The following is a 20,780-nucleotide window of genomic DNA, read 5'->3' as shown; positions in this document are numbered from 1 at the left end:
GTGAACAGGCTCACCAGCACCCCGCCGAAGCTGCCCACCAGCACGTACAGCACGCCCGAGGACATCCCCGCGACGTACCGGCGGCGCGGGTCCGGTGTCGATCGAGTACTCGCCGTGGTAGCGGCCCATGCCGCTCTCGCCGACGCCGCCGAAGGGCAGTTCGGGCATCGCCAGGTGCGAGACCGGGAAGCCGAAGGTCAGGGCGCCGGAGGAGGTCTCCTCGGTCAGGCGCCGCTTGGTGTCGGCGGACTCCGTGAAGGCGTAGAGGGCGAGTGGCTTGTCGCGCTCGTTGATGAACGCGATCGCGGCGTCGAGGTCCGGGACGGCCAGGACAGGCAGGATCGGGCCGAAGATCTCGGCCTGCATCACCGGGGCGGTGGCCGGGACGTCGGCGAGGACGGTCGGGGCGAGGTAGCGCTCGGTGCGGTCGTGCTCGCCGCCGATGACGGTCCGTCCGCCGTCGAGCAGGGCGGTGAGCCGGTCGAAGTGGCGCTCGTTGACGATCCGTCCGTACTCGGCGCTCTCGGCCGGGTTCTGACCGAACAACTCGGTCACCGCGTCGGCGAGTTCCTTCTCCAGGCCGGCCGCGGTGTCGCCGATCGCGAGGACGTAGTCGGGGGCGACGCAGGTCTGGCCGGCGTTGAGGAACTTGCCGCGCGCGATCCGCCGGGCGGTGACGGCCAGGTCGGCACCGGGTTCGACCACGACGGGGCTCTTGCCGCCGAGCTCCAGGGTGACCGGCGTCAGGTGCTTCGCGGCGGCGGCCATCACGATCCGCCCGACCGTGCCGTTGCCGGTGTAGAAGATGTGGTCGAAGTGCTGCTCGAGCAGGGCGGTGGTCTCCGGGACGGCGCCTTCGACGACCGCGACCGCCTCCTCGCCGAGGTAGCGGGGCAGCAGTTCGGCGATGGCCGCCGAGGTCGCCGGGGCGAGCTCGCTGGGCTTGACGAGGGCGGTGTTCCCGGCGGCCAGGGCGCCCACCAGCGGGGCCAGGGCGAGCTGGAGCGGGTAGTTCCAGGGCGCGATGATCAGCACCACGCCCAGCGGGTCGCGGACGACCCGGGCCTCGGCGGGGCGGAAGACCTCCGGCACCGCGGCGGCCCTGGGCTGCAGCCAGTCCGCCAGGTGCGCCACCGTGTGGTCGAGTTCGTTGATCGTGAACCCGATCTCGGTGCGGTGCGCCTCCGCGGCGCTCTTGCCGAGGTCGGCGTGCAGGGCCTGCTGGAACACCTCGGCCTGTTCGGTGAGCAGGGTGCGCAGGGCGGCCAGCTTGTCCAGGCGCCAGGCGAGCGGCCTGGTCCGGCCGGTGGTGAATTCGGCCCGCAGTCGGGCGACCACAGAAGGGATGCTGTCGTGCATGAGGATCTCGCGGTCTTGAGGAGGTGGGGGTGCTTCGCACATGGAACTTTCACTACCTGAAGCAATTCTCGACTCTAGGGGTGAAAGGTTGAGTTTGTCAATCATTTCTGGCGGCTCCTGCCGGGCGCGGAACGAACGGTCCTCCGGTGTCAGGCCCGCGTGACCAGGTCCAGGTACGTGTCGTGCCAGAGGTCCTCGTCGCCCTCCGGCAGCAGCAGGACGCGGTCCGGGCGCAGCGCCTGGATCGCGCCCGGGTCGTGGGTGACCATCACGATCGCCCCCGGGTAGCTGCCGACCGCGGCCAGCACCTCCGAGCGGGAGGCCGGGTCGAGGTTGTTGGTGGGCTCGTCCAGGAGCAGCACGTTGGCGCCGGAGTGCACCAGGGTGGCCAGGGCGAGGCGGGTCTTCTCGCCGCCGGAGAGGACGCCGGCCGGTTTGCCGGCGTCGTCGCCGCGGAAGAGGAACGCGCCGAGCACGTGGCGCAGTTCGCCGTCGGTGAGGTCGGGAGCGGCCGCGGCGAGGTTGCCGAGCGCGCTCAGCGCCGGGTCCAGGGTGTCGTGCTCCTGGGCGAAGTAGCCGAGCCGCAGGCCCGGACCGGCGACGACGCGGCCGGCGTCCGGGGTCTCGTGACCGGCCAGCATCAGCAGCAGCGTCGTCTTGCCCGCGCCGTTGGGGCCGAGGACGACGAGCCGGCTGCCGCGGTCGACGGCGAGGTCCACACCGGCCAGCACCGCCCGGCCGCCGTAGGCCTTGGCCAGGCTGATCGCGCCGAGCGGCGTCCGGCCGCAGGGCGCCGGCTCGGGGAGCCGGACGCGGGCGGTGCGCTCGGCCTGCCGGACGGGTTCCAGCCCGGCCAGCATCCGGTCGGCGCGGCGGGCCATGCTGCGGGCGGTGGTCGCGGTCGCCACGTTGGCCCGCATCCGGTCGGCCTGGGCGTGCAGGGCGGCGGCCTTGCGCTCGGCGTTGGCCCGCTCCCGGGCGCGGCGGCGCTCGTCGGCCGCGCGCTGGGTGAGGTAGGACCGCCAGCCGGTGTTGTGGATGTCGAGGGCGGCGCGGGCCGGGTCCAGGTGGAACACCCGGTTGACGGTCTCCTCCACCAGCTCCAGGTCGTGGCTGATCAGTACCAGCCCGCCCTGGTGGGCGGCGAGGAAGCCGCGCAGCCAGGCGACCGAGTCGGCGTCCAGGTGGTTGGTGGGCTCGTCGAGCAGCAGGGTGCCCTGGTCGCCGAACAGGATGCGGGCCAGTTCCACCCGGCGACGCTGTCCGCCGGAGAGCGGTCCGACGGGGGAGTCCATCAGGCCGGAGGGTAGTCCCAGCCCGGCGGCGACCCGGGCGGCCTCGGCCTCGGCGGCGTAGCCGCCCCTGGACTGGAACCGGGCCTCGGCCCGGCTGTAGGCGTCCATCGCCCGGCGTTCCTCCGCCGGGGAGCCGGCCCGCGCCATCGCCTGCTCCGCGGCGCGCAGCGCGCGGACGGCGGTGTCGAGGCCTCGGGCGGACAGGATGCGGTCGGTGACGGTGACCGTCGGGTCGGCGGCGCGGGAGTCCTGCGGGAGGTAGCCGACCGGGCCGGTGCGGGTGACCGTGCCCGCGGCCGGCTGGAGGTGGCCGGCGAGGGTGGCGAGCAGGGTGGTCTTGCCGGCGCCGTTGCGGCCGACCAGGCCGATCCGGTCGCCGGGGGCGACGTGCAGGGTGACGTCGGACAGCAGGAGGCGGGCGCCGACGCGCACGTCGACACCACGAGTGGTGATCACGGGATAACGCTCCGAAACAGCTGATGGACACACGGGTGGCGTGGAGGCGGGTCCGTCAGCTAGGAAATTCGGGGCGTCGACATGGGGGCCACCCTAGCGACCGGGTGGAACGACCGCACTCGAATTACCGGTGGCGGCGCTCGGTCCTCCGCACCGGACGTGGCGCGAGCGGTGCCGCCCGCGCCGGGCGGGTTCGCGGCCACCGGTGTGCGGTTTCGGTCAGAGTGGCGCGCGGGGTCGTCTTGTCCGGGAGTCCGCGGGGCCGCTTCGATGGCCGCATGAGCAGACGTGACCTCGTTCTCCTGACCGATCACAGCTCGACCGAGGGCAGCCGGGACGTCCTCGCCACCGCGGTGCGGACACTGACCGGCGGCGAGCCCGTCCACCTCGACGCCCGGCACTTCATGGCGGGCGGGAGCGGGCGGATCGAGGCCGACGGCGAAGGACGGGTCCGGCTCACGGCGGACGGGCGGAGCGTCACCGCCGGGGCGGTGGTCGTGTACGAGATACCGCCCCACCGCCGCCGTGCCTTCGCCGACTGCCAGCGGAGGCTGCGCGCGCTCGGCGTCCGCTCCCTCGGGGCCGACCCCGAGGCGTGGCGGGCGGCCACCGAGAAGGACCTGACCGTCGCGCGCTTCGCCCGGGACGGCGTCGCGCAGATGCCCAGCGCCGTGCTGTCCGGGGCGAGCCCCGAGACCGCTGCCGCGGCCTTCGAGCGGCTCGGCGGTGACGTCTGGGCGCGGCCCTGCGTCGGCATGGGCGGCGAGGACGTCTTCCACGTGACCACCCCGGGCCAACTCGAGGTCGCCGCCCGCCGCTACGCCGAGGCGGGGGTGGACTGGCTGATCGCCCGCGACGCCGGCAACTTCCTCCCGGACGGCCGGCGCCACCAGTACCGCGTGGTGGTGCTGCGCGGTGAGGTGGTCCGCGCGGTCGAGCACGTCCAGGCGGACCCGGACGCGCCCTGCAACGAGTGCCGGGGAGCCGTCTCGACCCTGCTGGACGTCGCGGAACTCCCGGACGGCCTTGCCGAGTTGGCGATCAGCGCGGCGGGCTCCCTCGGACTGGAGCTGGCGGGCGTCGACCTCGCCGCCGAGAGTGGCGGGGTGGTGTTCGAGGCCAACGTCCACCCGGCCTTCGGGCCGTACGCCCTGGAGCAGATCGCGCTGCCTTACGTCGCCGCGCACCTCGCGGGGTGAGCGGGACGGGAGCCGTCCGCCCCGATGCCTGATGCCCGACGCCCGGTAACCGGCGGCTGGGAACCGGCGGTTCACGGCCGCCGGTTCCGCTGCCGTCAGCCGTCAGCCGTCAGCCGTCAGCCGTCAGCCGTCAGCCGTCAGCCGTCAGCCGCGCAGGACCGAGGCCAGCACCGAGGGCCGGAAGAGCAGGGAGGGCGGCGACACCAGGGAGAGCACCTCGTGGAAGGCCTCGGTGACCTCCGGGTTGCGGGTCGCCGTGGCCAGCACCCGGTCCAGGAAGCGGTGCTGGAGCTTGACGAGCGCACCGGAGGGCCCGCCGGTGGTGGCGGCGAACCGGACGTCCTCGGCGCAGGACATCACCCACGCGTTCTTGGACACCACCGCGATCTCCCGCCGGGCGTCGCGGGCCGTCGCGTGCCCCACGCCGCCGTGCCGCAGCGCGGTGCGGCGCAGCGCCTGGGCACAGAACAGCGACACCGTCACTCCCTGGCCGTACACCGGGTTGAAGGTGCTCGCGGCGTCGCCGACGACCACCAGGCCCTCCGGGGCGCCGCGCTCGTAGTGCCGGCGCACGCCCGGACCGGGCAGGAAGCCGCGGACCTCGCCCGCCGGTTCGGCGCCCAGCAGCGCGTCGCGCAGGCTCGGGTCGCGCAGTCGGCCCAGGTGCTCGGTGAAACCCTCCTCGCCGGGCCCGGGTTCGGCGCCGCGCATCCCCGCCAGGCTGACGATCCAGCGGTCGCCCTCGACCGGTAGCAGCACGCCCATCCGGGGCTCGTCCGGCGCCTTGGTCTGCAGGTAGACGGCCTGGCAGCCGAGGTCGGCGCCGGGCGGGCGGTGGAACAGCCGGGAGGAGTACGCGACGCCGGCGTCCACCCGCTCCTCGGGCACCGGCCGGCACCCGAGTTCGGCGAGCCACTTCGGGACGGAGGTCGAACGGCCGGACGCGTCGACCACCAACTCGGCCGGAACGTCCCGGACCTCGCCGCGCTCGGAGGACGGCGACGCGCTGTGTTCGGAGGACGGCGTCGCGCCGCGTTCGCGGATCCTGACCCCGGTCACCGCCCGCGCCGAACCCAGCAGCCCGACGACGTCGGTGCCCTCCAGGAACCGGATCGTGGGCTCGGTGCGGGCCCGGTCCAGGATCGCCTTGTCCAGCACCGGTCGGGTGCAGGAGAGGAAGGCCAGCCGGGCGGGGTAGTCGGCCATCCACCCGGCCGAGCTGAGCCACTTGAGATCGCCCGACGCGGCGACCCGGTGCGCGCCCGCGGCCAGCAGTTCCTGCTTGATCCCGGGCATCAGCTCCTCCATCGCCCGATGCCCGGCCTCCAGCACCAGGTGCGCGTGGCGGCCCTGCGGCACCCCGGCCCGGAACGTCGGCTCCTCCGGGTAGCGGTCCCGCTCCACCACGATGATCCGCTCGGCGCAATCCCGCAGCGCCCAGGCCGCCACCACCCCGGCCAGACCGCCGCCGATCACCACCGCAGTGCCCCGCCCGGGGGCCGTCTCCGAAGAAGTCATGGCACGTAGCGTAGTGGTGGTCGCCGGGGTGTCCGCGTCCGATCGTGCGCCACCGGAAGCGGTCCGTGACCGTTTCGGCCGACTGAACGTCTCTACCGCACCAGCCTGTTGACGGATGGTCGGGGAAGCCTCGTTGCGTGGCTCCCGGTGCCGCACCCCCGTGGGAGGGCGCGGGCGCGGAGGGATCCACGGTGTGCCGGATTGACAAACGCCCTTGCCGTCCTGGCGAATGGCAGCCATGGCCGACGAAGAGTTCGAGAACGTCCTGACCACGGTGGGCCCCCGGCTGCGGGCCCTGCGCCGCGAGCGCGGCACCACGCTCGCCAAGCTGGCGGCCGCGACCGGCATTTCGCTGAGCACGCTGTCCCGGCTGGAGTCCGGGCAGCGCAAGCCGACGCTGGAACTGCTGCTGCCGCTGGCCCGGGAGTACCGGGTGCCGCTGGACGAACTGGTCGGCGCCCCGGCCACCGGCGACCCTCGGATCCACCCGCGCCCGGTCACCAGGAACGGCCAGACCATCGTCCCGCTCACCCGCCACCTCGGCGGATTGCACGCGTTCAAGCAGATCATGCCGCCGGGCCGGAACACGGCCCCCGAGTTGGAACTGAAGGTCCACGAGGGCTACGAGTGGCTCTACGTGCTCTCCGGGAAGCTGAGGCTGGTACTCGGCACGCACGACCTGGTGCTGACGGCCGGTGAGGCCGCCGAGTTCGACACCCGTACCCCGCACGCCTTCGGCAACGCCGGTTCGCAGCCGGTGGAGTTCCTCAGCCTGTTCGGCCCCCAGGGTGAGCGCATCCACGTCAGGGCGCGCCCGGGAACCTCTGTTCGGTAGGTTCGTTCCCTGGCAGGGGGCTTCCACTTCGGGCTCCCGCCAGGCCGTCGGGAGGGGCCGAGGAATGAGTGTGCAGCAGAGCACGGAGTCCGACGACAGCGGTGGGGCGAAGGAGCGGGTGGAGCCGGACGAACCGGCCGGACCGACCGGGGCTGCCGGCGCTCCAGGGACTCACGAGGCGGACACGGCGGGCGGGGCGGCAGGCGTGAACGAGGCGGAGCCGGGTGCGACGCCCGCGCGGAAGAAGCGTCCGTTCTGGCAGGAGCTGCCGATCCTGCTGGTGATCGCCCTGCTGCTCTCACTCGGCATCAAGACCTTCTTCGTGCAGGCCTTCTCCATCCCCTCCGGCTCGATGGAGAACACCCTCCAGGTCGGCGACCGGGTGCTGGTGGACAAGCTCACCCCGTGGTTCGGTGCCGAGCCGGAGCGCGGCGAGGTGGTGGTCTTCCACGACCCGGGCGGCTGGCTGGAGGGCACGCCGACCCATGACGGCGGGTTCTCGGACACCGTGCAGAAGGTGCTGAGCACCGTCGGGCTGATGCCCTCGGCGGACGAGAAGGACCTGATCAAACGGGTCATCGCGGTCGGCGGGGACACCGTCGAGTGCAACGCGGGCAGCCCGGTGAAGGTGAACGGCGCCGCACTGGACGAGCCCTACCTGTTCCCGGGCGCGACGCCCTGCGACAACGACCCGGTCGGCACCGTCACCGTGCCCAAGGGCAAGCTCTGGGTGATGGGCGACCACCGCAACAACTCACGGGACTCCCGGCCGCACCAGAACCTGACCGGGGACGGCTTCGTCCCGGTGGACGACGTGGTCGGCCGGGCCTTCGTGGTGGCGTGGCCGATCTCCGACTGGTCCGCCCTGCCCGTCCCGGACACCTTCGACAAGGTGCCCTCGGGGGCTGCGGGCGCTCCGGCGGAGGCACCCCCGGCACCGGCCGCGCTCGCGCTCGCCGGCGTCGTCCCGGTCGCGCTGTGGCGCCGTCGCCGGGCCGCGCGCCGGACGGGTTGAGGCGGGCTACGGGCTTCGCCGGAACTCCACCCGCCGTGCTCTACGCGGCTGTAGAGTTCCGGCGACGGGCCGCTACCGACCGCGCCCGGTAGACGGCCGGTGAGTGGCAGGTCCGGGCTCGGGTCGCGACGGGCCGCGCCCGGTACGCGGCGGATCGGACCACATCGGGGCGGGCCGGGGTACGGCCGGAACGGTTCGTACGGGCCGGGGCGGTTCGTACGGGCGGGAGGCGGGAGGCGGGATCGTGAGCGAAGGCCGGCACAGCACCGCACCTGCCGTGGACCCGGCCGACACCGACGTCCGGTGGGTCCACCAGCCGGTCGAGGTCGACCTCGGCGACGGCGACTGGGCGCTCGGCCGGATCAGCGGCTGGTGGCAGGATCCGACCGGGCGGCAGTGGTGCCGACTGCGGGTCAGCCGCAGCGGGCAGCCGGCCGGTTGGCGGCCGTTCGATCCCGAGCGGGTCCGGCTGCTGCCGGATTCGGGCCTCTGAGACGGCGGACCGGGGTCTCCGGACGGCGGACCGGTGGCCTGGGGGACGGCGGACCCGGGGCTCCGGGGCGGCGGACCGGCGCCCCGGAGGGCGGACCGGAAAGACCCCGGACGGCAGGCGCGATCCTCGGCGGAACCGATCCAGGACCCCTGTCGTCCCTGGGATCGACCGCCGAACAGGCCACACCAGCAACCGGGGACGACGTGAGTTCCGAGATCTACTTCAGCAGCAACTACCGCGACCTCAGCGAGCAGCACGGGACCGGCGCGGGCTTCCAGTTCGAGTTCTACTGCTACCGCTGCTCCGACACCTGGCGCTCGCCGTTCGAGCGGTTCACCACCGGTCAGGTGGCGGGCTGGATCGGCAAGGGCGTCAGCGCGGCCTGGAACCTCATCGGCGGGAACGCCAACACCATCAGCAGCGCCGCCGACGGTCTGGCCGGCCAGACCTGGGGCGGCTCGCGCGACGCGGCCTTCCAGCGCGCGATCGAGAACGCCCGGACGCACTTCAACCGCTGCGCCCGGTGCACCCACTACGTCTGCGGCCGCTGCTTCGACCCGGCCCAGGGCCTGTGCCTCAGCTGCGCCCCGGACACGGCGGCCGAGGCGCTGGCGGCGCAGCGGCGCGGCCTCAACGACATGGTGGCGGACCGCGCCTACCAGGCGGGGCAGCAGTCGGGCGCGAAGTTCGACGTCCGGGCGCCGCGACAACTGGTGTGCCCGCACTGCCAGGCCGAGACGCACGGCACGCCGTTCTGCCCGGGCTGCGGGTCGAGACTGGCGCAGCCCGTGCAGTGCACGCAGTGTCAGAAGGACGTACCGGAGGGGGCGGCGTTCTGCCCGTCCTGCGGGACCAGGCGCTGAACGCCCTCCGACGGAGACGGCGGGGCGCCCCCTGACCTTGGTCCAGGGGGCGCCCCGCCCTCGTCGTCCACGCGCCCCCGTACCCCTCGAGGCGGCCGTGTCCGGGCAGTCGCCGGGCCGAAGGCCGTCGGCTCAGCCGTAGGAGATGTTGGCGCAGGGGTCGTCGTCCGCCGAGCGGGCGGTGCCGCTGACGCTGGTGGGCAGCGGGGCGGGCGAGGCGGGGTTCGTGCCGGGAGCCGAGGACGCGGCGGTGGCCGGGTTGGCGGCGGCGAAGTCGTGGCCGAGGACCACGCTCAGGCCCTTGCCGCCGGGCTGGAGGGTCGCGCCGGGGAAGAGCTTCGCGATGCCCTCCGCGGCGGTGCGCTCGCCGGCGCCGTACTCGACCACGGTGGTGCTGCGGGCCTTGCCGGTCGCGTTGCCGACGGTGGTCACGGTGTAGCCGGCGCCCTTGACCGTCTCGGCGCCCCTGCCGCCGAGCCCGGACTCGCCGGTGCCGTTGAGCACGGCGACCTTGATGTCGGCGTTCCTGGCGTCGGCGGTGGGGGACGGGGCCGGCGCGCTGGTCGGGCTGCCGGGGGCGGAGGCGTCCGGGGCGTCCGGGCGCTGGGCGCTGGCGTCCTGGCCGTCGATGGTGCGATCGGCCTTGAGCGCGGCCCAGAGCTGGTCCACGTCCGGGTGGACCAGGGCGACCCGGGGGCCCTCGTACCGCCACGGCGCGGTGATGAACTTGATGTCGTGCAGGTCCACGTCCTTGAGGGACAGGGCGAAGGACATCAGCTGGGCGGCCGAGCCGAGGCCGGGGTCGACGGTCAGCGACTTGGTCGCCGCGTCGGCCAGCGGCAGCAGGGTGGTCGGGTTCATCCCCTGCGACTTGACCTGCTTGATGAGGGAGGAGAGGAAGGCCTGCTGGCGCTTGGTGCGGCCGATGTCGGAGCCGTCGCCGATGCCGTGGCGGATCCGGACGTAGTCCAGCGCGGCCTGCCCCTCGACCTTCTGCTCGCCCTTGGAGAAGATCAGCTTGCCCTTCTTGCCGAGGTTCGGGTTGAGGTCCCCCTCGTGGATGTCGTTGGGCAGGCAGACGTCGACGCCGCCGACGGCCTTGGTCATGGTGGCGAAGCCGTTGAAGTCCACCACGATGGTGTGGTCGACCCGCAGGTTGGTGAGCTTCTCGACGGCGTTCTGGGTGCAGGCCGGATTGCCCTGCTCGGTGTTGCCCACCGAGAAGGCGCTGTTGAACATGACGTTGGTCTGCTCCTTGGTCCACTTGCCGTTCGGGAGCTTGCACGGCGGGATGGTGACCAGGGAGTCGCGGGGGATGGAGATGCCGACGGCGTGCTTGTGGTCGGCGTAGACGTGCAACAGGATCGCGGTGTCGGAGCGGGCGCCGGCGTCCCCGCCGCCGCCCAGGTCGCTGTTGCCGTTGCCTCGGCTGTCGGAGCCGATCATCAGGACGTTCACCGGGGTGCGGCCCTGGGCGTCCGGGGCGGCGGCCTCCGGGCGGTCCTTGCTGAGGGCGTCGCCGTCGAAGGTGGTGATGTTGCCGTTCAGGCGGTAGTAGAGGGCGCCGCCGCCGAGCAGAAGGAGGGCGGTGCAGCCGGCGGTGACCCAGAGCACCTTCTCCTTGGTGCTCCGTCTGCGCTTGGGCTTGGCCCGGCTCGCGCGGCGTTCGTCCGGTATGTCCTTGTTCGGGGTGCCCCTGCGGCCTGCGGCCCGGTGTCCGGAGGGGCGGTTCGGTGAATTCTCGGTTTCGGGGGAACCCCTGCGACCCGACACGGCGTCATCCTCCACAGTTGCCACGAAACCCCCGTTGGAGCGGTGGATTCGCGTGGCCCGGGGTCGAAGCCGATCCGGGCGGGCCCGTCGCTAAACTTTTACACCGCTGTAGAACGTCAGAGGAGCATACTAAGCGCAGATGAGGAAATCACTGGTCAGGCCAGGAGAGTTGGCCGGCCGTGGCTCATCCCGCTGCTCCGGACCCGTACGAGGAGCACGATGACTCACCGGATCGCACCTTCGATAGCCGGCGCCCTCGTGGCACTGCTGGCTGCCGTGGGCTTGAGCGCCGCGGCGTCGAGCGGGACGGCGGTGGCCGCACCCCGGACCGCCGCGGCCGCGACCGCTGCCACCGCGCAGGCCCCGTCCGCGCAGGGCCCGTCCGCGCAGGGCCCGTCCGCGCAGGCCCCGGTCGGGGCGCCGGCCGGGCAGGCCTCCGCCGGGCAGGCCGCGGTGGCGCAGGGTGAGGTGGCGCACGGTCCGGTGACGCACGACCCGGCGGCGCACCTCGCGGCCAAGCAGGAGAAGAAGAAGTCGGGCTTCTTCGCCAAGCTCGGCAAGTTCCTGCTGGTGGTGGTCATCCTGATCATCCTGTTCGTGATCCTGCTGATCTGGGCCATCGTCCACCTGGCCAAGCGGATCTTCGGCCGCCGCCGCTGACCGGCCGAGCCGCAGTGGCCCTGGTCCGGGCGCCCACGGGCGTCGGACCAGGGCCACTTCGCTGTGATTGGCCCTTTCCGGTCGGCGACGGCCCGGTCCACGATGACCGCATGAGCGACTCCCACCCGAACCCCGGCGTCCTCCGCCCGGAGAGCCGGATCGTCCATCCGCCGATCACCGAGGTCGTCGGCAGCCGCCCGCTCGGCGTCCCGCTGCACCAGGGCCACCTGTTCGCCTTCGACAGCGGTGACGCGCTCGTGGAGGCCTTCAGCGGGCCGAGCGAGGCGTTCTTCTACAACCGCTTCGGCAACCCCACCGTGCGCTCGCTGGAAGCCGCCGTCGCCGACCTCGAAGGCGGCGCCGGCGCGATCGCCACCGCCTCCGGCATGGGGGCGATCAACACGGTGCTGCTCGCCCTGCTGCGCTCCGGCGGCCACGTGATCGCCCAACGCAGCCTGTACGGGGGCACCTTCGCGATGCTGGCCGACCTCGCGGAGCGGTGGGGCGTCGAGGTGACGCACGTCACGGGCGACGACCCGGGCGAGGTCGAAGCGGCCCTGCGGCCCAACACCCGGCTGCTGCACCTGGAGACGGTCTCCAACCCCACCACCCGGGTCACGGACCTGCCGGGGCTGATCGCGGCCGCCAAGCGGGCGGGTGTGGTGAGCGTCGTCGACAACACCTTCGCGACCCCGCTGCTGTGCCGACCGATCGAGCACGGCGCGGACGTGGTGATCCACTCAGCCACCAAGTACCTCGCCGGCCACTCGGACGTCCTGGCCGGGATCGCCGTCTTCGCCGACGCCGGACTGCACCGCGAGGTCTGGCAGTACGCGACCGAACTGGGCGCCAGCGCCGACCCGTTCGCCGCCTGGCTGACCCTGCGCGGCCTGCAGACCCTCGCCCTGCGGGTCCGCCGCCACTGCGACACCGCCCTCGACCTGGCCACCCGTCTGGCCGCCCACCCGGCGGTCTCCGCCGTCCACTACCCGGGCCTGCCGACCCACCCCGACCACGACCTCGCCCGCCGCCTCCTGCCGGCCGGCCACGGCGGCGTCCTGGCCTTCGACCTGTCCGGAGGCCGCGAGGCGGCCCGCGCCTTCACCGAGTCGGTACGGCTGGCCTCACTGGCCCCCTCGCTCGGGGGCGTCCACACCCTGGTGCTGCACCCGGCCAGCACCTCGCACCGGCAGCTCTCCGACGCCGGATTGGCGGCGGCGGGCATCGGTCCGGGGACGGTCCGGGTCTCGGTGGGCATCGAACACCCGGAGGACCTGTGGACGGACCTGCGGCAGGCGCTCGCGAAGCTGTAGCGGCTGCCGGCCGGCGGCTGTCGGCCGTCCGGGCAGCGGCCCCGGCGACCGTCCCGGCGGCCCTCCGGCCCGGCGTGATCAGCGGGCCCGGGGGCGGGCGGCGAGCAGGGCGATGTCGTCCTCGGCGGCGGGCGCCGGGGGCGGGGCGAGGGCGTGCAGGACGGCGTCGAGCAGGTCGTCGAGTTCGCCGGTGACGGGGAGGCGGAGGGCGGCCAGGCGCTCCAGGGAGGTGTCGATGTCCTCGCCGCGGCGCTCGACCAGGCCGTCGGTGTAGAGCAGCAGCGTCTGCCCGGGGGCGAGCGGGTGGCTGGACTGCTCGTAGCCGCCGAGGCCGGTGCCGAGCGGCGGGCCGGTGGGGGTGCGCAGCAGTTCGGTGGGGTGGTCCGGGGTGATCAGCGCGGGCGGCAGGTGGCCGGCGCTGGAGAGGGTCCAGCGGCTGCGGCCGGGATCGGCGAGGACCAGCAGGCAGGTCGCCGGGCGGGCGGAATCGTCGGCGGAGATGACGTGGTCCAGCTGGCGCAGGATGCGGTGCGGGGGCAGGTCCATGCCGGCGATGTCGCGCAGCGCCGAGCGGTAGTGGCTCATGTCCACGGCCGCCTCGACGCCGTGGCCCATCACGTCGCCCATCGCGAGCAGGGTGCGCCCGAACGGCAGTCGGACCGTCTCGTACCAGTCGCCGCCGACGACCGTGGCGCTGCCGGAGGGCAGGTAGCGGGAGGCGAGCGAGAGGTTCTGGTGCGGGTTGCCGGGTTCGCTCAGCAGGGCGCGCTGCAGGGCCAGGGCGATTCCCTGGGAGTGGGCGTAGCGGCGGGCGTTGTCGATGCCGGTCGCGGCCCGCGCGGCGAGGTCGCCGAGCAGGGCGGCGTCGTCGGGGATGAAGGCCGGGGTGGCGGCGGTCCGGCCGAGGGTGAGCAGTCCGACCAGGCGGCCCCGGGCGACGAGCGGGAGGGCGAGCAGCGAGGCGGTGCCGGCGGGGCAGGCGTCCTCGGCGCCCGGCTCGGCGAGCACGGCGGTGCCGGTCGCCAGACCGCGGGCGGCCGCGGATCCCTCGCGGTGGCGGACGGACTCACCGGGGCGGGCCAGTTCCGCGACCGCGTCGGACAGCGCGGGCACGGCCCGTACGGCGGCGCGGTGCAGCCGCCGGCCGTGGTCCTGGCCGGGGCGGGCGGGTTCCGTCTCGGCCGGCACCACGTCGACGGTGGCGACGTCGGCGAACTCGGGCACGGCGAAGGCGGCGAGTTCGGCACAGGTGGTGTCGACGTCGAGGGTGGTGCCGATGCGCTCCGCGGCGGCGTCGAGCAGGGCGAGCCGGGCCCGGGCCCGGTCGAGTTCGCGCAGCCGCGGGTGGGCCGGGTCCGGGTCGGGGGCGGCCAGGACGGCGACGATCACGCCGGTGGTCCGTCCGGCGCGGCGCAGCGGGCGGTAGCGCAACCGGAGGCCGGGCGGGACGGGGGTGCCGGCGCCCTCGGGGCCTCCGGTGACCTGTTCGCGGTCCTGCCCGTCGGCGAGCACGCGGTGCAGGGTCGCGGTGGCTCCGGCGAAGGCGGTCGTCCCGGCGGTGCGACCGAGCAGGTCGCTGCGGTGCAGTCCGGTGGCGGCGGTGAAAGCGGGGTTGAGGTACTGCCACCGCAGCGTCCGGTCGAGCAGGGCGAGGCCGACCGGGGCGGCGTCGAGCAGCTCGCCCGGCAGGTCCGGATCGTCATCGGCGCGGTCACCCTCGGCGGCGGCGTCGGGACCAGGGGCGGCCCCCGCGGCTGCCGCCGCGGGAAACCGGGCGTCGTGGGCTGCGGGAGGAGGGTCCTCGGCTCGCTTGTCGTGCCGGAAGTGCATACGGCCATGATCACGCCTCGGCGCGCGGCACGCCCGGGAGTGGGTGAAATCGTGACCGGCGGGCAGGCGGGCAGGCGGGCAGGCGGGCAGGCGGGCAGGCGGGCAGGCGGGCAGGCGGGCAGGCGGCGCGGTGCGGAGGGGGCCGGTCCGTGAGTCCGGGAGCAGTTGCGTGCATGCGCACACACTTGTAGGGTGCGTGTGCGCACACACAAATTTTTTCCGGGCCCGAGGCGGCCGCCCGGACAGCAGAAGGAGAGCTCCCCATGGACAGCAGCACCAGGATCGTTCTGATCACCGGCACCTCCTCCGGGATCGGCCTCGCCACCGCCGTGGCCGCCGCCCGCGCCGGGAGTCGGGTGGTCGCCACCATGCGGGACACCGGACGGGCCGGGACCCTGCTGCGCGCGGCGGAGCAGGCGGGCGTGGCCGAGCGGATCGAGGTCGAGCGGCTGGACGTCACCGACCCGTCCTCCGTCGCCGACTGCCTGGCGACCGTCCTCGACCGGCACGGGCGGCTGGACGCGGTGGTCAACAACGCCGGGGCGGGCGTCGTCGGCACCATCGAGCAGGACGGCCTGGCGCCGGTGCGTGCCGCCATGGAGGTCAACTACTTCGGCGTGGTCGAGGTGACCAGGGCCGCGATGCCCCACCTGCGCGCCAGCGGCGGCCGGCTGGTCACCGTGACCAGCGTCGGCGGTGTGGTCGGGCAGCCCTTCAACGAGGCCTACTGCGCAGCCAAGTTCGCCGTCGAGGGCTTCATGGAGTCGCTGGCGCCGGTCGCGGCCAGCGTGGGTGTCACCGTCACCGTCGTCGAACCGGGCGCGGTGGCCAGCGAGTTCGTCGGCAACCAGGGCATCGACGTGCCCGCGCTGATCGCCGCCGCCGGACCGTACGGCCCGGCGCTGAACGCGTACATCGACCGCGCGCGGAAGGCCTTCGGCAGCGCCCAGACCTCCGAGGAGGCGGCCGAGCCGATCGTCGCGGCGCTCACCGCCGACAAGCCGCCGTTCCGGGTACAGACCTCCGAGACGGCCCGGGCCTTCGTCGCCACCAAGCTGGCGGACCTGGACGGTTCGGCGGTGCAGGGCGTGACGGCCGGCTGGATCGGGGCGGAGGGCGCCTGACGCCGGGTCGGCCGGGGGTGGGGTCACCCTGCCGCTGGGCCGGCCGGACTCCGGTCCGGGCGACGGCCGGTGCGGGCGATGGTCCGGGGCGGGCGGTGGTCCGGGGCGGGGTGCGGGCCGTCGTCGGGTGGGATCCGTGGTCGGCGGGGGTGGGGGTCGGCGGGCGCGGGATGATCACCGGTCATACTGGGGCGGCGGCGCCCGACACCGGGCGCCGCGGGTCGTGCCAGGCCCGCCGAACGACACCCGCGGGCGCCGGACGGTCCGCAGCGGACCCAGCAGCGGACCGCCGGCGCCGGACCGCCCGCACCCCGACCGGAGGGAACCGATGAGCCGCCACCAGCCGACCAGTCACCCGGCGGCGGGCGCCCCCGGGGTGCCGTGGAACCGGCAGCGGCTGCGCAGCAACAACGAGTGGCTGCTCCTGGAGCTGCTGCGCACCGGCGGCGGCTCCTCCCGGGCCCAACTGGCCCGGGACACCGGGCTCTCCAAGCCCACCGTCTCCGCCGCGCTGGCCGAGCTGGAACGGGCCGGGCTGGTCCGCGAGGCCGGGCGGCTGGCGCCCGAGCGGGGCCGCACCGCCGTGCTGTACGAGGCCGATCCGACGGCCGGGCACGTGCTCGGGGTGGACATCGGCCGGGCCCGGCTCCGGGTGGCGGTCGCGGACCTCGGCGGTGCGGTCGTCGCCCGCCGGGACGTGGCCAACCGCGGCCGCAGTGCCGACGCCGTCGCGGACTCCGTGGTCGCCGCAGCGCGCGAGGCGATCGCCGAGGCGGGTCTGGCGGCCTCCGACATCGTGCACGCGGTGATCGGCACCCCGGGCGTGTGGGACGAGGAACTGCGCGGCGTCCGGTACGCCACCAGCCTGCCCGACTGGGGCCGGCCCGGGCTGTTCGACCGGATCGGGGAGGGGCTGGGCGCGGCCGTCACGGTGGCCAACGACGCCAACCTCGCCGCCCTCGGCGAGTTCACCCTCGGCGCCGGGCGCGGCAGCCGGATGTTCGCCTACCTGCTGGTCGGCACCGGGCTCGGGGTCGGCGTGGTCAAGGACGGCGAACTGCTGCTCGGTGCGCACGGGGCGCTGGGCGAGATCGGCCTGGTGCCGCTGCCCGACCGCGCCGGCGAGCCGGCCGCGACGATCGAACAGGAGGCCGCTGCCGAGGCCGTGGTGCGCGCCGCCCGGGACTTCGGGCTGTCCGGCACCGGCGGGCGGCGGTTGACCGCCAAGCAGGTCTTCGGCCGGGCCCGGGCCGGGGAGGAGGCGGCCGTCCGGGCGGTGGAGCAGGAGGCGGAGCGACTCGCCTACGCCGTCGCCGTGCTGTCGGCGGTCCTTGATCCGGACCTGGTGGTGCTCGGCGGGGGCATCGGCAGCAGCGCGGACCTGCTGCTGGCGCCGCTGGAGCGGGCCCTGCACCGGCTCGCTCCGATGCGTCCGACGCTGGCGCCGAGCCTTCTCGGGGAGGAGGCGGTGCTCCTCGGGGCGGTCTCCACCGCCTTGGAGACCGCCCGGCCGGAGGTGTTCGAGCGCCGGACGGCCGGGCTGGGCTGACGGCCGGGCCGGGCTGACGGCCGGGGGCTGACGGCCGGGCCGGATCGTCGGCCGAACCGGGTTGACGGCGGGTCAGGGTGACGGGAAGTCGGGCTGGACGACCGAAGTGGTGGCCCGTGAGGGGCATCCGCAACGACAAGATCCCCCAGGTCTGAGCCGCCAGGACGCCCCGGCCTCCGGGTCGGGGGGCCGAAGGCCTGCGCCGTGTCCCGCACGCTCCTCCAGGAAGCGTGCGGGACACGCGCGTTGCGGACACCTGCGGGACACGGGCCCACGGCCCTGGCCGCGCCGCAAGGGCCGCCGCCGGCCGGTCTCGGCGTCCGGAGCGCCCCTCGGGGGCCGGTGAACGTCGCTCTCGGTGGGCGGAAGGTCTCGATCCGCCAACGAGTGGGGGAACCGTGGGCGCGGTGTGTCCGGGGTCTGCTTGAATCGCACGCCTCATCCAAACGGAACGGAGCGTGCTCCCCCCATGCCCTCACGGATACCCGGTCGGCGCCGGGCGGCCGGCCTGGCCGGATTCGCCGGACTCGTCCTCACCATCGGCCTGGCGCTGACCGGTTGCGACCCGTCGGCTGACGGCGGTACCAAGGCCTCGTCCTCGCCGACCGTCGCCGCCGCCCCCACCAGGACGGTCGCGTCGGCCACGGCTGCGCCGGCGGCTCCGACCCAGCCGGCGGCCACCACGGAGGCCGCGCCCGCAGCCGCGCCGACCGCGACCGCCCCGGCGGCGGCCCCGCCCAGCCACCCGCAGTCGGCTCCGCCCAAGGCGCCGCAGCCGAAGGCGACCACCGCCCAGCCGCCGGCCGACACGGATCCGCAGCACACCGCGGCGGCGGGCGGCTCGCAGTGCGAGATCCGCTCCAACGCCGGCAACTGCTACGCGGCCGGCCAGTTCTGCCGCAACGACGACCTGGGGAAGAGCACCCACGACGCCAACGGCCGGGTGATCTACTGCCGGATGGTCAGCGGCAAACCGCACTGGCAGGCCTGAGCCGGCCTACCGCCGTCCGGGCCCGGCTCAACCGGCTCAACCGGCTCAACCGGGCAGGGTGTCCCAGAACAGGTGCTCGTAGGCCTGGAGCAGCAGACCGTACTCGCGGGCGGTGGACAGGGTCCGTCCGTCCAGCGGGTCGGGTCCGAGGGCGTCGGCGGCCTGCTGCTCCAGTGCGGTCGCGGGCTGGGCGAAGAAGTCGAAGAACGCGCAGGCCTCGTCGGTGAGGCCGTAGTGGTGGCGCAGAGCGTGTCCGACGGTGACGCAGTAGCCGCCCCACGCCGCGAAGTTGGCCACCAGGGCGGCGGCCGCGGCGGCGGGGGCGCTGTTCAGGGCGAGCCACGCCAGGTACGCGGGGTAGGCCTGGCAGCCGGGCAGCGGCGGCCGGGCCGCTGCCGACGGCTCGTCCAGGCCGCAGGCCGCGGCCAGGGCGGGCAGGGTGCGCAGTGCGGCGCTCTCACCCTCGGCCATGGTGGCGAACCAGGCGCCGAGCGGCCGGTCGGCGCAGCGGGTGGCGAGCAACAGGAGGCTGCGCCGGTCGGAGGTGATGATCCGGCGCTGCTGGGCGGCGAGTTCGCCCACCGCCGTGAGCGGGGCCGCACCCTCGGCGAGTGCCGTGACCAGCGCGGGCGTGGTGTCGCCGGGTGCCAGGTCGGCGCGCAGCCGCTGGATCTGGTCGAGGATCGGGTGGTTCACCGGTGCCTCCGGGGTGCGGTTCGGTCCGGTGCCCATTCCTACCGCCTGGCGGCGCCCGGGCGGCGGCGACAGGCCGGGCGTGGTTCCGGGGCCCTGGCGGCGCGAGGCCACGTCCGCTCGTTCGGAAGCGCTTCCGGTCAGCGCCGGGCGCTGTCGCCGAGCTGCTCCACGCAGACCGCCCAGGCGGCCTCGGGCAGCAAGTGCCGGACGCGGGAGAAGAGTTCGTAGAGACCCGGCCCGTAGCGGTCGGCCAACTCGGCGTTGTGGGCGAGCACGTCCAGTTCGTTGGCGGCTGTGAGGGCCAGGAAGGCGCGCAGGTCCTCCTCCGGGGGGAGGTGGTCGTCCCCGGTGAACCGGTCGTGGAACAGCGGCCGTTCGTCCCGGCCCAGGCGCGGGTAGACGGCGGTCCGGTCGCAGCTGGCGTACAGGTAGACGAGCGCCTCGGCGCGGTCACCGACGAGTTCGGCCAGGGCCGCCCGCTCGTCCAGGCCGAGCAGGGCGCCGTCGAACCCGTCGGTCCCGTACGCGGCGTGGCAGAGCCCGGCGGCCTGGACGGCGGAGTCGGTGCCCCACTGCGCCAACAGGGCCGCCACCCGGGCGAGGTGCGCCAGCAGCGTACCGCCCGGGTGCGGGATCCGGTCGGCGTCGTGGGCGCGCAGGAAGTCCTCGATGTGGCTCCATGCCGGAGCGCTGCTGAGGTGGTCGGCTGACGTCACCTCAGGAGTTCTACCCGTGGGGTCAGCCGACCCGCAACCCGGATGCGGACATCGGGCCGGAGGCCCCGCTCAGGCCAGTTCGCGCACCAGCCGGGCGATGGTCGGGGTGTGGACGCCGTGCGTTTCGGCGGCTCGCAGTACGGCGCCACCGATCGCGTCGAGCTCGGTCGGGCGGCCGGCCTCCACGTCGCGCTGCATCGAGGACTTCATCGTCGCGGGGAGGCGGTCGAAGGCGGCGAGCAGGGCCGCCGTCCCGGCAGGGGCGCCGACCGCCTTCGTGACGGCGGTGATCTCCTCCAGCACCGCCAGGAGTTCGTCCCGGTGCTCGGTGCGGACGACACCGATCCCGTCGGCGTGCCGGGTGGTCAGCAGGGCGAAGGGGGCGAGGAAGGAGAGCTTGCTCCAGAGCATCACCGTCTCGTCCTTCCGCACGGCGACGTCCAGCCCGGCGTGCCGCAGCTGCTCCGCGAACTCGTGGACCCTCTCGGCGAACTCCTCGACCGGCGCCGTGGATGCGGCCCCGCCGGCGGGCGCGGCGAGTTCGACGACGGCGAAGGGGCTGGTGTGCTCGATCCGTCCGGGTGCCGTCCGGGTGGCCTCCACCCGGATCGTCCCCGCGACGACGCGGGCGGCGGGGTAGCGCTCGCGCAGCAGCGCCACGTGGTCGAGGCCGTTGAGCAGCGGGACGACGATCGCGCCGTCGACGGCCTGGGGCGCGATCCTGTCGAGCGCGTCGGTCAGCGCCGTCTCCTTCACCGTCACGAAGACGGCGTCGACCGGCTCGCGCAGCTCCCCTGCCGCCTCCACCCGGGCGGTAAACCGGCCGAACGCGGTGCTGTCGACGTGCAGGCCGTCCCGGTCGAGGACGGCCGCCGTCTCCTCCCCGGCCAGGCAGATGACCCGGTGGCCGTCACGGGCCAGCAGCCCGCCGATCAGGCCGCCGACGCCGCCGGGGCCGAGGACGGCGACGGTGAGGGGGGTGGTGGGCATCGTGACTCCCTGTGCTGAGACGTCGGTCGGGGCGTGGGACGGAGCGTGGGTAAAACGTGGGTCGGGGCGTCGGTTGGGGCGTCGGTTGGGGCGTCGGTTGGGGCG

18 protein-coding genes are annotated in these 20,780 nt (G+C 74.5%); 10 read left to right on the top strand and 8 right to left on the bottom strand.

What is annotated here, in order from left to right; genetic code table 11:
* Nucleotides 1-1,359: aldehyde dehydrogenase family protein (locus ABT247_RS10995; protein WP_502892429.1), on the bottom strand; the 1,359-nt coding region annotated here is incomplete at its 3' end.
* Nucleotides 1,360-1,508: 149 nt separating this feature from the next.
* Complete coding sequence (locus ABT247_RS10990) at nucleotides 1,509-3,110, bottom strand: ABC-F family ATP-binding cassette domain-containing protein (RefSeq protein ID WP_350741186.1); 1,602 nt, start codon at nucleotides 3,108-3,110, stop codon at nucleotides 1,509-1,511.
* Nucleotides 3,111-3,388: 278 nt separating this feature from the next.
* On the opposite strand from ABT247_RS10990, the gene ABT247_RS10985 reads away from it, so the two are divergent.
* Nucleotides 3,389-4,309: an ATP-grasp domain-containing protein gene (locus ABT247_RS10985; RefSeq protein WP_350741184.1), complete on the top strand. Its 921-nt coding sequence runs from the start codon at nucleotides 3,389-3,391 to the stop codon at nucleotides 4,307-4,309.
* Nucleotides 4,310-4,453: 144 nt separating this feature from the next.
* Here the strand turns inward: ABT247_RS10985 and ABT247_RS10980 are convergent, their stop codons facing one another.
* Nucleotides 4,454-5,827 carry an NAD(P)/FAD-dependent oxidoreductase gene (locus tag ABT247_RS10980; protein WP_350741182.1) on the bottom strand — a complete coding sequence of 458 codons (1,374 nt, stop codon included), beginning with the start codon at nucleotides 5,825-5,827 and terminating at the stop codon, nucleotides 4,454-4,456.
* 238 nt (nucleotides 5,828-6,065) lie between these two features.
* On the opposite strand from ABT247_RS10980, the gene ABT247_RS10975 reads away from it, so the two are divergent.
* From ABT247_RS10975 to ABT247_RS10960, 4 genes are all read left to right on the top strand, one after another.
* Nucleotides 6,066-6,662 carry a helix-turn-helix domain-containing protein gene (locus ABT247_RS10975; protein WP_350741180.1) on the top strand — a complete coding sequence of 199 codons (597 nt, stop codon included), beginning with the start codon at nucleotides 6,066-6,068 and terminating at the stop codon, nucleotides 6,660-6,662.
* A gap of 64 nt (nucleotides 6,663-6,726) precedes the next feature.
* The gene (gene lepB, locus ABT247_RS10970) at nucleotides 6,727-7,677 is read left to right on the top strand and encodes a signal peptidase I (protein ID WP_502892428.1); all 951 of its coding nucleotides are present in this window, start codon (nucleotides 6,727-6,729) and stop codon (nucleotides 7,675-7,677) included.
* A 244-nt stretch (nucleotides 7,678-7,921) separates the two neighbouring features.
* Nucleotides 7,922-8,170, top strand: a complete 249-nt coding sequence (locus tag ABT247_RS10965) for a hypothetical protein (RefSeq protein ID WP_350741176.1) — start codon at nucleotides 7,922-7,924, stop codon at nucleotides 8,168-8,170.
* A 203-nt stretch (nucleotides 8,171-8,373) separates the two neighbouring features.
* Nucleotides 8,374-9,033, top strand: a complete 660-nt coding sequence (locus tag ABT247_RS10960) for a double zinc ribbon domain-containing protein (protein ID WP_350741174.1) — start codon at nucleotides 8,374-8,376, stop codon at nucleotides 9,031-9,033.
* A gap of 132 nt (nucleotides 9,034-9,165) precedes the next feature.
* On the opposite strand, the gene ABT247_RS10955 is transcribed toward ABT247_RS10960, so the two are convergent.
* Nucleotides 9,166-10,647 carry an LCP family protein gene (locus ABT247_RS10955; protein WP_350741172.1) on the bottom strand — a complete coding sequence of 494 codons (1,482 nt, stop codon included), beginning with the start codon at nucleotides 10,645-10,647 and terminating at the stop codon, nucleotides 9,166-9,168.
* Nucleotides 10,648-11,025: 378 nt separating this feature from the next.
* Here ABT247_RS10955 and ABT247_RS10950 point away from each other — a divergent pair, with 378 nt between their 5' ends.
* The gene (locus ABT247_RS10950; RefSeq protein ID WP_350741170.1) at nucleotides 11,026-11,466 is read left to right on the top strand and encodes a hypothetical protein; all 441 of its coding nucleotides are present in this window, start codon (nucleotides 11,026-11,028) and stop codon (nucleotides 11,464-11,466) included.
* A gap of 110 nt (nucleotides 11,467-11,576) precedes the next feature.
* Nucleotides 11,577-12,779 carry a trans-sulfuration enzyme family protein gene (locus ABT247_RS10945; RefSeq protein WP_350741168.1) on the top strand — a complete coding sequence of 401 codons (1,203 nt, stop codon included), beginning with the start codon at nucleotides 11,577-11,579 and terminating at the stop codon, nucleotides 12,777-12,779.
* 78 nt (nucleotides 12,780-12,857) lie between these two features.
* Here ABT247_RS10945 and ABT247_RS10940 read toward each other — a convergent pair whose 3' ends face one another.
* Complete coding sequence (locus ABT247_RS10940) at nucleotides 12,858-14,609, bottom strand: SpoIIE family protein phosphatase (protein ID WP_350741166.1); 1,752 nt, start codon at nucleotides 14,607-14,609, stop codon at nucleotides 12,858-12,860.
* A 263-nt stretch (nucleotides 14,610-14,872) separates the two neighbouring features.
* Between ABT247_RS10940 and ABT247_RS10935 the strand changes: the two genes are divergently transcribed.
* From ABT247_RS10935 to ABT247_RS10925, 3 genes are all read left to right on the top strand, one after another.
* Nucleotides 14,873-15,733 carry an SDR family NAD(P)-dependent oxidoreductase gene (locus ABT247_RS10935; protein WP_350741164.1) on the top strand — a complete coding sequence of 287 codons (861 nt, stop codon included), beginning with the start codon at nucleotides 14,873-14,875 and terminating at the stop codon, nucleotides 15,731-15,733.
* Nucleotides 15,734-16,061: 328 nt separating this feature from the next.
* Nucleotides 16,062-17,282, top strand: a complete 1,221-nt coding sequence (locus ABT247_RS10930) for an ROK family transcriptional regulator (RefSeq protein WP_350741162.1) — start codon at nucleotides 16,062-16,064, stop codon at nucleotides 17,280-17,282.
* Nucleotides 17,283-17,751: 469 nt separating this feature from the next.
* On the top strand, nucleotides 17,752-18,273 hold the full coding sequence (locus ABT247_RS10925) for a hypothetical protein (protein WP_350741160.1): 522 nt from the start codon (nucleotides 17,752-17,754) through the stop codon (nucleotides 18,271-18,273).
* 45 nt (nucleotides 18,274-18,318) lie between these two features.
* Here the strand turns inward: ABT247_RS10925 and ABT247_RS10920 are convergent, their stop codons facing one another.
* From ABT247_RS10920 to ABT247_RS10910, 3 genes are all read right to left on the bottom strand, one after another.
* Nucleotides 18,319-19,005, bottom strand: coding sequence for a thiaminase II/PqqC family protein (locus tag ABT247_RS10920; RefSeq protein ID WP_350741158.1), 687 nt, complete (start codon nucleotides 19,003-19,005; stop codon nucleotides 18,319-18,321).
* Between the two features lie 101 nt (nucleotides 19,006-19,106).
* A complete protein-coding gene (locus ABT247_RS10915) occupies nucleotides 19,107-19,685 on the bottom strand; it encodes a DUF6817 domain-containing protein (RefSeq protein WP_350741156.1) in 579 nt (192 codons plus the stop codon).
* A gap of 69 nt (nucleotides 19,686-19,754) precedes the next feature.
* On the bottom strand, nucleotides 19,755-20,675 hold the full coding sequence (locus ABT247_RS10910; protein WP_350741154.1) for a ketopantoate reductase family protein: 921 nt from the start codon (nucleotides 20,673-20,675) through the stop codon (nucleotides 19,755-19,757).
* Between the last annotated feature and the right edge of the window lie 105 nt (nucleotides 20,676-20,780).

The organism is Kitasatospora sp. NPDC001539 (assembly GCF_040298565.1).
Taxonomy (GTDB): domain Bacteria; phylum Actinomycetota; class Actinomycetes; order Streptomycetales; family Streptomycetaceae; genus Kitasatospora.
Note: the sequence above shows the minus strand (reverse complement) of the source record. Positions and strands in the feature narration are given on the sequence as shown.

Excerpts from the sequence above, each read along its gene's own strand:
- ABT247_RS10985 (WP_350741184.1), top strand. The coding sequence starts at position 3,389 with ATGAGCAGACGTGACCTCGTTCTCCTGACCGATCACAGCTCGACCGAG.
- ABT247_RS10980 (WP_350741182.1), bottom strand. The coding sequence starts at position 5,827 with ATGACTTCTTCGGAGACGGCCCCCGGGCGGGGCACTGCGGTGGTGATC.
- ABT247_RS10975 (WP_350741180.1), top strand. The coding sequence starts at position 6,066 with ATGGCCGACGAAGAGTTCGAGAACGTCCTGACCACGGTGGGCCCCCGG.
- lepB (WP_502892428.1), top strand. The coding sequence starts at position 6,727 with ATGAGTGTGCAGCAGAGCACGGAGTCCGACGACAGCGGTGGGGCGAAG.
- ABT247_RS10950 (WP_350741170.1), top strand. The coding sequence starts at position 11,026 with ATGACTCACCGGATCGCACCTTCGATAGCCGGCGCCCTCGTGGCACTG.
- ABT247_RS10945 (WP_350741168.1), top strand. The coding sequence starts at position 11,577 with ATGAGCGACTCCCACCCGAACCCCGGCGTCCTCCGCCCGGAGAGCCGG.
- ABT247_RS10940 (WP_350741166.1), bottom strand. The coding sequence starts at position 14,609 with ATGCACTTCCGGCACGACAAGCGAGCCGAGGACCCTCCTCCCGCAGCC.
- ABT247_RS10935 (WP_350741164.1), top strand. The coding sequence starts at position 14,873 with ATGGACAGCAGCACCAGGATCGTTCTGATCACCGGCACCTCCTCCGGG.
- ABT247_RS10930 (WP_350741162.1), top strand. The coding sequence starts at position 16,062 with ATGAGCCGCCACCAGCCGACCAGTCACCCGGCGGCGGGCGCCCCCGGG.
- ABT247_RS10925 (WP_350741160.1), top strand. The coding sequence starts at position 17,752 with ATGCCCTCACGGATACCCGGTCGGCGCCGGGCGGCCGGCCTGGCCGGA.
- ABT247_RS10920 (WP_350741158.1), bottom strand. The coding sequence starts at position 19,005 with ATGGGCACCGGACCGAACCGCACCCCGGAGGCACCGGTGAACCACCCG.
- ABT247_RS10910 (WP_350741154.1), bottom strand. The coding sequence starts at position 20,675 with ATGCCCACCACCCCCCTCACCGTCGCCGTCCTCGGCCCCGGCGGCGTC.